Consider the following 13,610-nt stretch of genomic DNA (forward strand, 5'->3'; position numbering starts at 1 on the left):
ACCCGCAGCCATCGGATGCCCGGCACCGGCGCCGCCGGTGGGCGATCCGCGGATGAGCGCAGGTCGCGCACACCGGCAGCGCCGGTATCGGTGCGGCGGAGTCTGGCGAGCCGGCCAAGTCGGTGGATCTCATGCGGCAGGGTCGAGACGCTCGCTGTCTCCCCACTCGCCGCCGTCCAGGTCGAAAAGGTCATCGGGGATGTCCGGCACCCAGCCGCCCAGGACGGGCCGGTAACGGTCGACGGTCCGGGCGATCTCGCCGTCGTCGACGTGGGCCGCCCGGACGCGGATGGGATCGGGGTCACCGTCGTGCAGGACGTAGCCGACCCCGGGGAGCGACAGCGGGATCTCCTCCGCCCGCGCACCGCGGTCACGGGCACCGGAGCCGAGCACGAGATCCGCCTGTTCCGGTTCGGTCATCCGCAGCGCGACCCGGACCGGGAAGAGATCCCGGAACGGAAGCACCTCCTTACGCGGGTCCTGCACCGCCGCCAGGACCACGACCCCGGGCGCCCGGCCCTGCGAGAGCAGCAGCGGCAGCGCCGCCCCGATCCGCTTCTTCACATCCCGATCGGTGACGTACGCCGTGAGGGACGCGATCTCGTCGACCACCAGGACGATCAGCGGTTCCGCGACCGTCGGGGCGTGCAGCCGGGTGTTTCCGGCGAGCCGGGCCGTCCGGTCCTGCATGACGGTCACCGCTTCGTCGAGGAGATCCGCGATCGACGCCGCGTCCGTGGCGAAGCGGGTGAACATCGCCCGTCCGAAGGCGAGCTCCATTCCGCCCTTCGGGTCGCACACCCACAGCTCCACCAGCCCCGCCCGCACCGCCGGGCCGAGACCGCGGATGACCGACCACAACACCGAGCCCTTACCCGCACCGGTCGCCCCCGCGACGAGCACGTGCGTTCCCCGGACCGGCAGCGTCCAGGAACGGCCGTCCTCGCACCGTCCGACGGGCACCGCCGACAACCCGGCCAGCAGCCGCGCCGCACCCTCACCACGGCGGACGACTGCGGACGGAACGGCGCCGGCAGGGTCAGAGTCGGCACCGTCGCCGGAGTCGTCCAGGTTGGGAGGAGAAACCGGCCGGGTCAGCGAGTCCCGGTGGTGGAAGGAGACGCGGATGAAGCGGACCGTCTCCGCCTGCACCTGGCAGCGCCGGGCGCGGAACACGTGACGCAGCGCCTCAGCCTGTTCCGCCCACTGCGCCGGTGTCTGACCCGGCAGCAGCTCGACGCGCAGCACGTCCACCGACCGCGACGAACGGATCTTCCGAATGCGCGGGAAGTACTCGTCGAAGTTCACCTGATCACCGGTCGACGTCGGCATGCGGATCGCCAGATCGGTATGGACCATCGCCGGCTTCCAGCGCCACCGGTAGACGAACATCAGCCGAGCCCGGCCCCACAGCCACCAGGCCACCGGCCCGAACGACCGCGGATGCACCCGCCACCACACGACCGCCACCAGGACCAGCCCCGCGACGAGCACGGCCAGCCCGACGAGCCCGACCCGGTGCACCACCAGGAGCAGGCCGACCACGGACACCACCGCGACGCGATGACGCCAGCAACCCCGCAGCGCCAGCCACAGCACCTTCCCGGCCACCGCCAACAGCAGCATCCACACCGGCACGCGCACCTTGTCGGCCCGCGACGGCACCCGCGGGAAACGTTGGTCACCGTTGATTCTGGACATGGCAAATACCACCTGTTTTCGAGCGCACGAAATACAGACAGAGGGAATCGACGAAAAGGAGGGAGAGCCGAGGAACGGGAAGCCGTTTCCTCGATGCGGCCGACGCGCAGCGAGAAAGCTACACGGCGCGTGACCCGGAGGCGTCGCCGTCCGGAGCGGCGGCGTTCGCGGCTTCCTGGGTTTCGAACTGGTACTTCTCGTAAGCGATCAGGTAATCGTTGACCGCCGCGAGCAGCTTGTACGCGAAGTCAGCGTGCCGGGCGTCCGGAGCCTGCTCCATCGCCGAGATGCTCAGGCTCACCCGTCCCGCGTCCACGACCAGGATCGGCGCCCGGTCGGGGTAGGTGTGGCAGAGCACCGACCACTCCGCGCCGATGTGCAGCCCGAGCGTCGTGTACGAACGCTTCCCCTCGCCGCTCACGCCGCCACTCCAGCCGGACGCCGGGCCGGAACCGCCGGGCGCATCCGCGAGGCACGCAGGGCGTACGCCTGCTTCGGGAAGTTTCCGTTCTTGTCCACCCAGGGGGTGATGGTCAGGCCCTCGAACAGCACCGGCCGGAACGGCGTACCCGCCAGGACCTCCGGCAGCATCGGCTGAACCTCGCCGGGGACCTTCACCTTCAGCTCCGCCTGCCGAGCCGCCGGGTCCGCGTCGAGCACGCGCACCGTCCAGATCCGCTCGCCGGTGTTCGGGTCCCGTTCCTGCGGGTCGGGCGCACCGGCCTTGGCCTTCTCGTAGTCGTTCGCCGCCTCCACACCGAGGACGAACGCCCCCGCGGGGAACACGTCCTCGAAGCGCACCGGAATGCGTCGCGGAACCGCCATGGTTCGTCTACCTCCGTGAGGGTCAGCCCCGCCGCCGGTGTTCCGGCCGCTGTCGGGCAACACCCACTCTGAACCGCTCACGAACCGATCGCCAAGCGCTTTCGTTCCGACGTATACGGACTCCGGATGGAAATTATCCACTCACCGGCTGGAATGCCTGTCCGCCACAACGTTACCTTTGACGGGTGACAAACAAACGGGGGATTCCGCCGTACACGGCACGCGGCAGAGTCGAGGGTGAGGACTGGCAGGCGGTCGCCGACGCCCTCAACGCGAGGATGACCCGCAAGCGGATGGGACAGCAAGCACTCGCCACCGCGTCAGGAGTGTCCGTCGCGACGCTACGCCAGCTCCAGCACGGCGCCCAGGGCCGCCGGGTCCAGGACGCCACGCTGGCCGCCGTCGCCCGCGCGCTCGACTGGCCGGACGACCATCTGATCCGCGTCCTCGTTCGCGTCGAGGGAACCAGCGAGACGCCCTCAGACCAGGGCGAGGAACACGGAGGGCCGCGGATCGATCGTCAGATCCTCGCCGTCCTGTTGCGGATCGAACAACGGATCGCCGATCTCTCGGAACGGATCGCGCCCACCGGCCCGCCGAGGACGAACGGCGGGAACGACAACGGGCCGGCACCGACGGAGTAGCTTCCGCCGGTACCGGCCCGTCATGGGGCCGAGACGTTGTGGTGGTCGGTCAGCCAGCCGTCGTGACCACCGGAACCCCGAGCCCATGGAGCACGGCCCGACGGACCGATTCGAGCGCCTCCACCTGACCGGCCCGGAACGCGGTCCGCTCCCCCTTGGTCATCCACCGCGAGTCAGGCCGTGCCGGGTGCGCATCCATCGCCGTCCGCAGCACCGCACCCGCACAGCCTCGCCGCGAGGGCCCCGAACCGTCTTTCCCAACCGGCGCGCGGTCACCGGCGGGCACCCGATACACGAGCACCACATCCACATCGCCGAACGACTCCGTGAACTTCAGCCCGCCGGGCATCCGCGCCACCGCCCGCAGGAGATCTTCGGAATCCGAACCCGGCTGGACGACGACCGCCCACTCCTCCGCACCCCACGGCAACATCACGACCGCCGGCAGCTTCTCCCTCGCGCTCTCTGCGTCACCCTCCCCAGCCGGCACTGGTGGCAGGAACGGACCGGGCACGCCCGCGGAGGTCATGTCCACCGCCGGTGGTCCGCGAAGCGCGTCACGAGGTCATCGAACCTGGTCCAGTCCACGGCCGGTGGCCGCACGTCGTGGACGAAGAACCGCAGCGGGGTGACCTGGTAGTCGTGCCAGCCCTGTTCGATCGCGAACAGGTCAGCCGCGGCCGGCGAGTTGAAGGTGATGACCGTGTCCCGTACCTGGCGGGTCTCCCCCGGTTCGAAGCGGACGATGCCGAACAGCAGCGGCCCGGGATCACCTCCACCTGCTCTGTCTGCTCTGTCGAACATCACGTTCCGTCCTCCTGTGTTGGATCGTGGGCGACGAGGCACCGGAACCGACCCGCGAAGGTGTTCGACCTGCGGCGGATCCGGTGCCCGCCCACCGTCCAACCGGACGACTTGTCACGGAAGGCCGCCGGCCGTATACGCCGAGGGTTCCGATCTATACGGAGACCGGATAGGCTCTGTGCGTCCGATCAAGGACAGACGGTCCTGTACCTACCGTCCGGAGGCGCCCGTGGTGTCCGTCCGCCGCCCGTTACCCCAGGCCCCGCCAGGACTCTGGGACCGGCCAGACATGGCCGACGCACTTGCCCGCCGCGACATCGGCACCGTCTTCAAGATCTACCGCCAGTGGACTGGCGCGACCCAGACGCAGATCGCCGCCGTCTGCGGCCTCCCGCAGTCGCATGTCAGCGAGATCTCGACCGGCCGCCGCCAGGTCACCAGCCTGGAGATCTTCGAGCGCATCGCCGACGGCATCGACATCCCGCGGGGCCGCATCGGACTTGCCGAAAGACCCGGCACCGTCCCCGAGCCCCGCACCGAACCCGGAGCACCCGTCGTCAACGTGCCCGGCGACATCGTGCGCGTCTACCCCAGCCGGACAGCCGTCCCCTCCGAGCTGTGGCGGACGCTGTTCGCCGGCGCGCGCCACCAGGTCGACGTCCTCGTGATCGCCGGCCTGTTCCTCCCTGACGGCCACGCCGACTTCACCACCGTCCTCCGCCGCAAGGGCGCGGAAGGCGTCACGATCCGCTACGCACTCGGCGACCCCGAATCACCCGCCGTCGCCCTCCGCGGCGAAGAGGAAGGCATCGGCGACGGACTCGCCGCCCGCACCCGGATCACCCTCACCTACCTCGCGTCCCTCCGCGAGGCACCCGGAATCGAGCTACGGCTCCACGCCACCACGCTCTACAACTCCATCTACCGCTTCGACGGCGACATGCTCGTCAACACCCACGTCTACGGCGCCCCCGCCGCGCACTCCCCCGTCATGCACCTACGCGCCCAGCCCGGTGGCCTGTTCGACCACTACGCCGCCAGCTTCGAGCGCATCTGGGCCACCACCGAAGGAGCCTGAACCCTCTTGGCGCGAATCGACTACTTCAACGACCCGAACGCCCCCAAGGCGAACAGCGTCGTCCCCTCCGTCACCGCCGTCGTCACCGACGAGGCCGGACGCATCCTCATGGTCCACAAGACCGACAACGACCTGTGGGCCCTGCCCGGCGGCGGCATGGACCTCGGCGAATCCATCACCGACGCCGCCATCCGCGAGACCAAGGAAGAGACCGGCATCGACATCGAGGTGACGGGACTCATCGGGGTCTACACCAACCCGCGGCACGTCCTGGCCTACGACGATGGCGAGGTCCGCCAGCAGTTCTCCCTCTGCTTCACCACCCGCAACCTCGGCGGCCAGCTCCGCACCTCCAGCGAGACGAAGGAGGTCCAGTTCGTCGCCCCCGAAGACCTGGACACGCTGAACATCCACCCGTCGATGCGACTCCGGATCGATCACTACCTGGAGAACCGGGCGACGCCCTACCTCGGCTGAACCGCCGCAAGCCGCGCAGTGGTGCGCTCAACGGTGGTTTGGAGATCCGGCCACGCCCGAGTGACCGACCGGTGCACGATCGATCCCTCGCCGTAGCGGGAGAGGATCTCCGCGATCCGTTCGGCGAAGGTGAACCGCTGACCCTGGGGACCCGTCGTCATGTCCGCCGCGCACAGCGCGTCCATCACCGGCGAGACCTCCAGCTCCCACGCGGACAGCTCCGCCGTCAGGCCCCGCTCCTCGGCTTCATACCGGGCGCATGAGTGGTGCGCTACCAGGGCGCACAGCCGCTTCGGGGCATCCTGGGCTTCGAGGAACCGGGCGCCGTCCACCGGGTGGAACCGCAAGTGCGCGATCGGCGGGGCGTACCCGATGTCATGCAGCCAGGCCGCCGCTACGAGCAGGTCACGCTCTTCAGCATCGACAGCCGCGGACACCTCACGGGCAGCCGCAGCCACGGCCTGGACATGCATCCACCGATCCCCCAACGGGGTCAGCAGCTCGCTCGCCAACCGCTCAGCAACCGCTACATCCACCCGATCACGGTACGGCGACCGCCACCAGGCCGTCAGCGAGAGCCCGAGACTGCCGAAATGCTCGTTTTATGATCAAGGTTCGCGCGGTGCGGGCCGCGACGCGGAACCGGCTGCGCGCGGCCGTGGCCGGCCGTGCTCGCCGGGCGCGTCGCACCCCGCACTGCGCCATGACCTAGAATGATATGCGCCGGAATACCTCCGATTTTGCTCTTCGAATAGAGAATCATGGCGACTAAGAATCCAAACGTATCCATGGTTGCTGCGCCGAGATACGATGCATTTATTTCCTATGCATCGCCGGATCGATCAATTGTAGCGCACATAGTTGCCGATCTTGAAAGCTCCGGCATTAGGATCTGGTGGGATCAATCTTCAATGATCCTCGGAGAGAAAGTCCGCGAGGCCGTCAATCGGGGAATAAACAGCAGTTCGATTGTTATTTGTTTTATCTCAACGAAAGCACTGGCTTCAGGCTGGTGTGAAGCGGAGGTTTCGGCGGCATTCGCCCGCGAAAATACCGAGAAGAAGACAATAGTCATTCCCGTTCTGATCGGGGGAATCAAGGATAACGACCTCCCGCCCGACATACAGAGTAAACTTTATCTTGACCTGCGCGGCAATCACCGAAAAAAGTATTCCAGGTACCGGCACCTTCTGGTCCATGCGATTCGAATACACGGCGGCCTGAAGGCTGACACCCACGACTCCCCTAAGGACGTCTGGGTTCCAGTCGGCGATGACTTGATTGCCTTCTTCATGAACCATAGGTACTCGTCGGGGACCGGTACGCCCGACCTCAAGCGTCTCTACGCAAAGATCTGTCGGGCCACGGTTGACGCAATTGCGAAGGATGCCGATGACGACAGCGCCCTAAGGGAGTTCTATAACTCACATGGAGGGTATGTCCTCCAGAAGGTGGCGGCCTACTTTCTTAGTGAAAGCGGAACCGATATAACCGAGCAGAGCACCCCGTTTGATATTGAGAGCGTATTCGACTCTCTTAATACCCTAGCTACACTCTTCTTCTTGCAACAGACGATCCACGAAGCGGCGGAAAACGGAGGCTGGCTGGTTTCTGGCGCGACCGGAGAGGCTTGGCTAGCTCGGGATGTACAGATCGTCGCGAAGATTGAGAATGGCGACATTGTCGCATACAAAGCGCTTCGCGGAGAGTGGCAGCCGATACAAGGCCTCCCCCAAGATGATCTCCCCTTTATTGCATATCCGCGTCCATCAAGCCCTACCGAATCTGACACCCAGACTACAAAGGCCTCGCCAGAAGATCCAAGGTAGCGAAGCCCAGAAATCGCGCCGATCCATTTGTCTAATGCTGTTCCGCATTTGTACCACAAGGGGGCGACTTTTGTGGGCATCGGCGGACGGTGCGGGGCCCGTGACCTGCCCCAGCGGACGCTTGTGGACGTTCGTTGACGATGTCTGAGGATGTCTAAAGAAGCATCTGGTTGCGCCGCCGAGGCGTTTGCCCGTCGCGACGGGAACGAGCCGACGAAGGCGGATAACGCCAGTGCACTGCACTCCAACCGGTACCCGAGTCGGCGGACATCCCGCCACGAAGGTGGACCACACGCCCGCTTCTCGTAGGCCGCAGGTTAAGGACGAAGCTGCCGCGCCGCTTCCGTTCCTCGGCGCTGGCGCGCCTGCGGTACGGGTCGGCTTGCCACTGACGTTAATGACCATCCGCGCTCGGCGACCATCGCCCGTAGGATCAGCGTTCGACGTTCGCCCGCACGGTGTCGAGGCCGGGTTGCTGGTCGTGGCAGCCAGGGTGGCAGCCGAGCCGGCGGACAGCAGTAGACGAGCGCGGACGTCCATGGAATCCAGAAGGCGCGCCACCAGGACCGGCGGACGTCGGTGGACGAGTACAGCGGAGTATCTGGCAATCTCTTAATCTGTGGGTGTTATGCCGCTCGCGGCGTTGTTGCGTCCGCCCCTGCTATACAGCGGTAGCCGTGATCCGCGGCGAACGTTCAGACGGCGAGAAGGCCCTCCACCCTCACGCACCGGACTACACCTCTAGCCGAAAATCCTCAATCTTTTGCCTGATTACTGTTTCTGGAGACGACCCGCTTTCGCGATTCTCCAGCATTTGACGGAGATCTGAATCGTCCAAAAAGATTATCAGCTTATCATGCAATATCCACTGATCGCGGCGAACGGTACGGGCCGCAGGGCTAACACCGCCCCGACATGCGATAAGTCCGAATAGGCCAGTTCCGTGGCGCGTCAAGTAGTGGGAAATCTGAAGAACTTCGTCCTTCTTGACTGGATTTTGATAATTTTTTGCATCGACGACAATATAGTGCGCCTCGTAATGGAGTCTCATGAAAGCCCAGAAACCGTCGATCGCATAGTTCGGGTAGATAAAATCACGCCGATTAGTTCCGGTTTCATTCCTGCTTTCCGCTATTGAATGCTCGAGTGGAGGGCAGAAGATGTAGTCCAGTATCTCTCCACATAGAGACTGATAGGCACTCCAGTGAGGACGTCCCGGCACAATGTTGGCGAGGCGCTCGGCCAGGTCGTCAGAGTAACGCGTCGGTCGACCAACACCCCGAGGAGAATCGTAGACGGGAGACTGGTAGACAGGAGGCCCGTAGGCGGAGGACCTGTAGATGGGAGACCCAATGGTATCGCCCCCCGGTCGCTCAGGGTTACTATCGACGGGTCCAAATATGTCTTCCGTCGCAATTCCGAGCAACTCGGCCTCGGCGAGTAATATTGGTCGATCCCAAACTTCAATATTGCTCGAATGGAGGAGATTTTTATAGTCATGCGATAGGCTGTCGGGCACCGCAAGGACGAGTCGCGGTGTGTGACCGAATTCTTCCAAGTAGGCGGCCGAGTATCGTTTCATTTGCTCGATGGTTAGTTGAAGTCGACTTGATGTCTGAGGTGCTTCTCGTTTCGCTTCGACGATTAGGTCTGTCGTGCCGGTGTCGACGATGAAATCGGGACGCATTCGAGTGCCAATTAGCGCTTCTCGTCGAACCTTGTTTGACCCTACAAGGGACGGAATGACGTTGGAAAGAAATTCATTGAACATCAATTCGGTCAGCCGAAAGTTGGACACAGATATTTCTCCGAGTATGTTGCCAGTGAAGTCACCGGGGGAGTAAGGCTAGTAGACACCTCAGGACGTGGCGCGAGTGGGGGTCGGGGGCACTCGGCCCGCGGCGAGTACGGCGAGCCGCGGTGTCGATGTCGTTCCGATGCGAGGCCGCAACGGGAGTCTCGCGGCCAGATCGGACCACGGATTTGCCGCTCCTCGGCGGATTGTCGGCGGCACCGCTCCGTCCGGCCTGGTGTAGCAGCGCCTGTAGCAACGACTACGTACATCGGCAGACGACCACGGATGCCGGTGGACATCGCGACCTGTGCGGGTCCCGCCGTTGCAATGACCGAGCTGTGCCTTCTAAGCACTGGGTCGCAGGTTCGATCCCTGCCGGGCGCACAAATCGGCCCTCTGACCTGCGACGATGCCGAGCAAGATCCGCCAGGCGGGCCCGAAACCCACTCTGGCACCTAATAAGCACCAGGTCTCCCACCCGCGCCCGCCCGTCGCTGGCAGCTCTGTGACCTGCACCAGCAGAGCAGAAGGCAGCCCGCATCGCAGCTCACAGCGCTCAGTGACCTGATAACTTTCCCCTCTCCGCCCCCACGAAGACCCCCAACAGGCACCCGGGATCAACTCACATAGCCACGCCGCACACGGGCCCGCGCCTCGGCCACCATCCCGACGCAGACAGGACCCGGGCCCTGGCACACGCCATACCAGCACGGTCTGACACGGCCTGCCCTGGTGGCACACTGTCCGGGTGAGCAACGGGGGCAACACGGACAGCACCGGCGACGGCGCGGGCTGGGACTTCTTCGTCTCCTACACCCAGACCGACCGGCCATGGGCGGAGTGGATCGCCTGGACGCTGGAAGAAGCCAACTATCAGGTCTTGATCCAAGCCTGGGACCTCGTGCCCGGCTCGAACTGGGTCACCGGCATGGACGAAGGCGCCACCCGCGCGGCACGCACGATTGCCGTCCTCTCCCACGCCTACACCCGCTCGGTCTACGGCGCCGCCGAGTGGCGAGCCGCCTGGGCCTCCGACCCCACCGGGGCCACCCGCAAACTCCTCGTCACCCGCGTCGAAGACTGCCCACGGCCGGGCCTGCTCGGACAAGTCGTCTCCCTCGACCTGTTCGGCATCCCCCACGACCAAGCCCGCTCGCAGCTGCTACACACGGCCGAGTTGGCCGTCTCTGGTGGACGGGCGAAACCGGCCGCTGCGCCACCGTTCCCCACCAGCCCACAAGCACCGACCCCGCCGCCGTTCCCGGCATCAGGAAACGACCCTGGCCAGCCGCCGGCCACCAGCCCTCCCGCCGGCGGCATCCACATCGGCACCGTCACCGCACCCGGCGGACAAGCCATCGGCATCAACTACGGCCAGATCACCCAGGGGCGGGACGGTCCCCGGCCGATGACCCCCAGCACCACACCTGACGGCCAGCACAGCGCCGCAGTCGAGCACGTCAGCGCACCAGACGGGCAGGCCATCGGCGTCAACCACGGCCAGGTCTGGCAGCAACGGTTCTCCGGCCCGTTCCAGCTACTCCGCCACGCCACGATCCCCCTCGACCCACTCCCCGGCGACCTCCGGCTGACCGATCCCGCCAACCCGGATAACCCGGTCGCCCGGTTCCAGGGCCGCGAAGAACTCATCGGCAAGATCGACGCCTTTGTGGCCCGGTGTGTGCAACAGCGCCGCGGCGGCTACCTACTCATCGAAGCCGAAGCCGGCATGGGTAAATCCGCCCTCGCCACCTACCTCGCCTACACCCGGACCTGGCCCGCGCACTTCACCCGCCTGCCCGACGGCCGCATCCCCGAACGCGCCCGCCGCAACCTCGCCGCCCAGCTCATCGCCCACTGGCAACTCCAAGACGCCGCCCCCGGGGGTGTGCTACCCGACGACGCCGACACCACCACCTGGCTCTACGGCCGCCTCTGCGACGCCGCCCGGACCCGCGACCACGACCAGCCGGTCGTGCTGCTCGTCGACGGGCTCGACGAAGCACCCACCCCACCTCCCGGGGAACTCCCCCTCGGACTGCCCACCGCCCTACCCCCCGGCACCATCATCATCGCCACCACCAGGCCCAAAACCGTCGCCGTCCCCACTGGGACGCGGGTCGTGGAACGCATCGACGTCGAAAGCACCAGCAACCGACGCGACCTCCTCGACTACCTCACCGCCGTCACCGCCCACGACCCGCTGATCGCCGACGCCCTACACCGCGCTGGGCCGCCCGCCGACCGGTTCTGCCGGACGCTGCTGGACCGCTCCGGCGGCGTGTGGATCTACGCCCTCACCGTCCTCGACCAGATCCGCGACCACGACCGCGACCCGAACGACGTCGGCTACCTCCCCGAGGGTCTCGCCGGCTACTACGCCGACAACGTCCACCGGTGGTGCACCGAAGTCGGCGCCCCCACCTGGCAGAACCGCGGCCTACCCCTGTTGGCCACCCTCACCGCCATCCGCGAACCCCAAACAGCCGCCGCCCTCGCCCAGTGGGCTGGCGTCCCCGAACACGACACCCATGCCCTGCTCCGCGGCATCCTCCGTCCCTTCCTCGCCGTCCACCGCGGAATCACTCCCCGCGAAGATCGCTACCAGCCCCGCCACCAGAGTCTGCGCGACTTCGTCGCCGGCACCACCCTCACCGAGGGCGACGACACTCTGCGCGACCTCGCAGACGCCCTCGGAAGCGCTACCCGCACGGCGCACCAGCGCATCGCCCTCGCCCTCACACCTCCCGAACCTGTTGGACAGCGCATCTGGCAGAACAGCGACGACTACACCCGCACTCACCTACCCGAACACGCCGCCCACGCCGGCACCCTCGACCAGCTCGTCAACGACCACGGATTCCTGCTGGCCTGCCACTCCGCCGGCATCATGCGCCACCGCCACCGGGTCACCACCCCCGCCGGCCATGCCGCGATGAACGCCTACACCCTGTTCCTCAGCAATCCTGACGCCAACGCCGACGACCCGCCCCTCTGGTCGCTGCACGTCTGGGCACGCAAAACCCACGCCACCGCCCTCGCCGACATCGCCGGACGACACACCCAGCGGGCCTGGACCATCCAGACAGCCATCTGGAACGGCACCGCCCACCACACCCTCACCAGCCACACCGGCTGGATGAACGCCCTCGCGGTCCTGCCCGGACCCGGCAACATCACCCTGCTCGCCACCGCCAGCGGCTGGGACGGCACGGTGCGGCTGTGGGACCCCACCACCGGCCAACCCCACGGCGAACCCCTCACCGGCCACACCGGCCCCGTGAACGCCCTCGCCGTCCTCCCCGGACCCGGGGGTACCACCCTCCTCGCCACCGCTGGCAACGACCGCACGGTACGGCTGTGGAACCCCACCACCGGCCAACCCCACGGCGAACCCCTCACCGGCCACACCCGCCCCGTGAAAGCCCTCGCCGTCCTGCCCGGACCCGGCAACATCACCCTGCTCGCCACCGCCAGCGACTGGGACGGCACGGTGCGACTGTGGGACCCCACCACCGGCCAACCCCACGGCGAACCCCTCACCGGCCACACCGGCCCCGTGAACGCCCTCACGGTCCTCCCCGGACCCGACGGCACCACCCTGCTCGCCACCGCCAGCAACGACCAGACAGTACGGCTGTGGAACCCCACCACCAGCCGACCCGTCGGCGAACCCCTCACCGGCCACACCGGCCCCGTGAACGCCCTCGCCGTCCTCCCCGGACCCGGGGGTACCACCCTCCTCGCCACCGCTGGCGGCGACCGGACAGTACGACTGTGGAACCCTACCAGCGGACAACAGATCGCCGAGCCCCTCACCGGCCCGGTGACCGCCCTCGCCGTCCTCCCCGGACCCGACAACACCACCCTGCTCGCCACCGCCAGCAACGACCAGACAGTACGACTGTGGAACCCCACCACCGGCCAACCCCACGGCGAACCCCTCACCGGCCACACCGACGACGTGACCGCGCTCGCGGTCCTCCCCGGACCCGACAACACCACCCTGCTCGCCACCGCCAGCAACGACCAGACAGTACGACTGTGGAACCCCACCACCGGCCAACCCCACGGCGAACCCCTCACCGGCCACACCGGCCCCGTGAACGCCCTCGCGGTCCTCCCCGGACCCGACGGCACCACCCTGCTCGCCACCGCCAGCAACGACCAGACAGTACGGCTGTGGAACCCCACCACCGGCCGACCCGTCGGCGAACTCCTCACCGGCCACACCGGCCCCGTGAACGCCCTCGCGGTCCTCCCCGGACCCGACGGCACCACCCTGCTCGCCACCGCCAGCAACGACCAGACAGTACGGCTGTGGAATCCCACCGTCGGCGAACCCTTCGCTGGCTACACCGGCCCGGTGAACGCCCTCGCGGTCCTGCCCGGACCCGACGGCACCACCGCCACAGCCAGCAATGATGAGAGGGTTCGGCTGTGGAACCCCACCACCG

12 protein-coding genes and 1 tRNA gene are annotated in these 13,610 nt (G+C 66.8%); 6 read left to right on the plus strand and 7 right to left on the minus strand.

Annotated elements, in window-relative coordinates; all coding sequences use genetic code 11:
* Positions 1 to 129 precede the first annotated feature (129 nt).
* The 3 genes from E0504_RS04975 to E0504_RS04985 form a co-directional block, all read right to left on the minus strand.
* Positions 130 to 1,701, minus strand: a complete 1,572-nt coding sequence (locus tag E0504_RS04975; RefSeq protein ID WP_131622179.1) for an FtsK/SpoIIIE domain-containing protein — start codon at positions 1,699 to 1,701, stop codon at positions 130 to 132.
* Between the two features lie 118 nt (positions 1,702 to 1,819).
* Positions 1,820 to 2,122 carry a hypothetical protein gene (locus tag E0504_RS04980; RefSeq protein ID WP_131622181.1) on the minus strand — a complete coding sequence of 101 codons (303 nt, stop codon included), beginning with the start codon at positions 2,120 to 2,122 and terminating at the stop codon, positions 1,820 to 1,822.
* On the minus strand, positions 2,119 to 2,526 hold the full coding sequence (locus tag E0504_RS04985) for a plasmid replication, integration and excision activator (protein ID WP_131622183.1): 408 nt from the start codon (positions 2,524 to 2,526) through the stop codon (positions 2,119 to 2,121). The genes E0504_RS04980 and E0504_RS04985 overlap by 4 nt, the downstream gene beginning before the upstream one ends.
* Positions 2,527 to 2,711: 185 nt before the next feature.
* Between E0504_RS04985 and E0504_RS04990 the strand changes: the two genes are divergently transcribed.
* Complete coding sequence (locus E0504_RS04990; RefSeq protein WP_131622185.1) at positions 2,712 to 3,170, plus strand: helix-turn-helix transcriptional regulator; 459 nt, start codon at positions 2,712 to 2,714, stop codon at positions 3,168 to 3,170.
* A gap of 49 nt (positions 3,171 to 3,219) precedes the next feature.
* Here the strand turns inward: E0504_RS04990 and E0504_RS51920 are convergent, their stop codons facing one another.
* Positions 3,220 to 3,699, minus strand: coding sequence for a hypothetical protein (locus E0504_RS51920; protein ID WP_131622205.1), 480 nt, complete (start codon positions 3,697 to 3,699; stop codon positions 3,220 to 3,222).
* Entirely contained in the window at positions 3,696 to 3,974 is a 279-nt protein-coding gene (locus E0504_RS51925; protein ID WP_131622187.1) for a hypothetical protein, read from the minus strand. Before E0504_RS51925 ends, E0504_RS51920 begins: the two co-directional genes overlap by 4 nt.
* Positions 3,975 to 4,263: 289 nt before the next feature.
* Here E0504_RS51925 and E0504_RS05005 point away from each other — a divergent pair, with 289 nt between their 5' ends.
* Positions 4,264 to 5,052, plus strand: coding sequence for a helix-turn-helix domain-containing protein (locus E0504_RS05005; RefSeq protein WP_243657414.1), 789 nt, complete (start codon positions 4,264 to 4,266; stop codon positions 5,050 to 5,052).
* A 6-nt stretch (positions 5,053 to 5,058) separates the two neighbouring features.
* Positions 5,059 to 5,529, plus strand: a complete 471-nt coding sequence (locus E0504_RS05010; RefSeq protein ID WP_131622191.1) for an NUDIX hydrolase — start codon at positions 5,059 to 5,061, stop codon at positions 5,527 to 5,529.
* Here E0504_RS05010 and E0504_RS05015 read toward each other — a convergent pair.
* Entirely contained in the window at positions 5,517 to 6,065 is a 549-nt protein-coding gene (locus E0504_RS05015; protein ID WP_131622193.1) for an HD domain-containing protein, read from the minus strand. The genes E0504_RS05010 and E0504_RS05015 overlap by 13 nt on opposite strands.
* A gap of 225 nt (positions 6,066 to 6,290) precedes the next feature.
* Between E0504_RS05015 and E0504_RS05020 the strand changes: the two genes are divergently transcribed.
* Positions 6,291 to 7,358 (plus strand): toll/interleukin-1 receptor domain-containing protein, encoded by a 1,068-nt coding sequence (locus E0504_RS05020; RefSeq protein ID WP_131622195.1) that lies wholly within the window; start codon positions 6,291 to 6,293, stop codon positions 7,356 to 7,358.
* A 733-nt stretch (positions 7,359 to 8,091) separates the two neighbouring features.
* Here E0504_RS05020 and E0504_RS05025 read toward each other — a convergent pair.
* Positions 8,092 to 9,156 carry a hypothetical protein gene (locus tag E0504_RS05025; RefSeq protein ID WP_131622197.1) on the minus strand — a complete coding sequence of 355 codons (1,065 nt, stop codon included), beginning with the start codon at positions 9,154 to 9,156 and terminating at the stop codon, positions 8,092 to 8,094.
* A gap of 297 nt (positions 9,157 to 9,453) precedes the next feature.
* On the opposite strand from E0504_RS05025, the gene E0504_RS50215 reads away from it, so the two are divergent.
* Both E0504_RS50215 and E0504_RS05030 read left to right on the plus strand, forming a co-directional pair.
* Positions 9,454 to 9,537 (plus strand) — tRNA-Arg (locus tag E0504_RS50215).
* Positions 9,538 to 9,901: 364 nt separating this feature from the next.
* A partial coding sequence (locus E0504_RS05030) for a TIR domain-containing protein (protein WP_131622199.1) occupies positions 9,902 to 13,610 on the plus strand: 3,709 nt, incomplete at its 3' end.

This window comes from Parafrankia sp. BMG5.11, assembly GCF_004337455.1.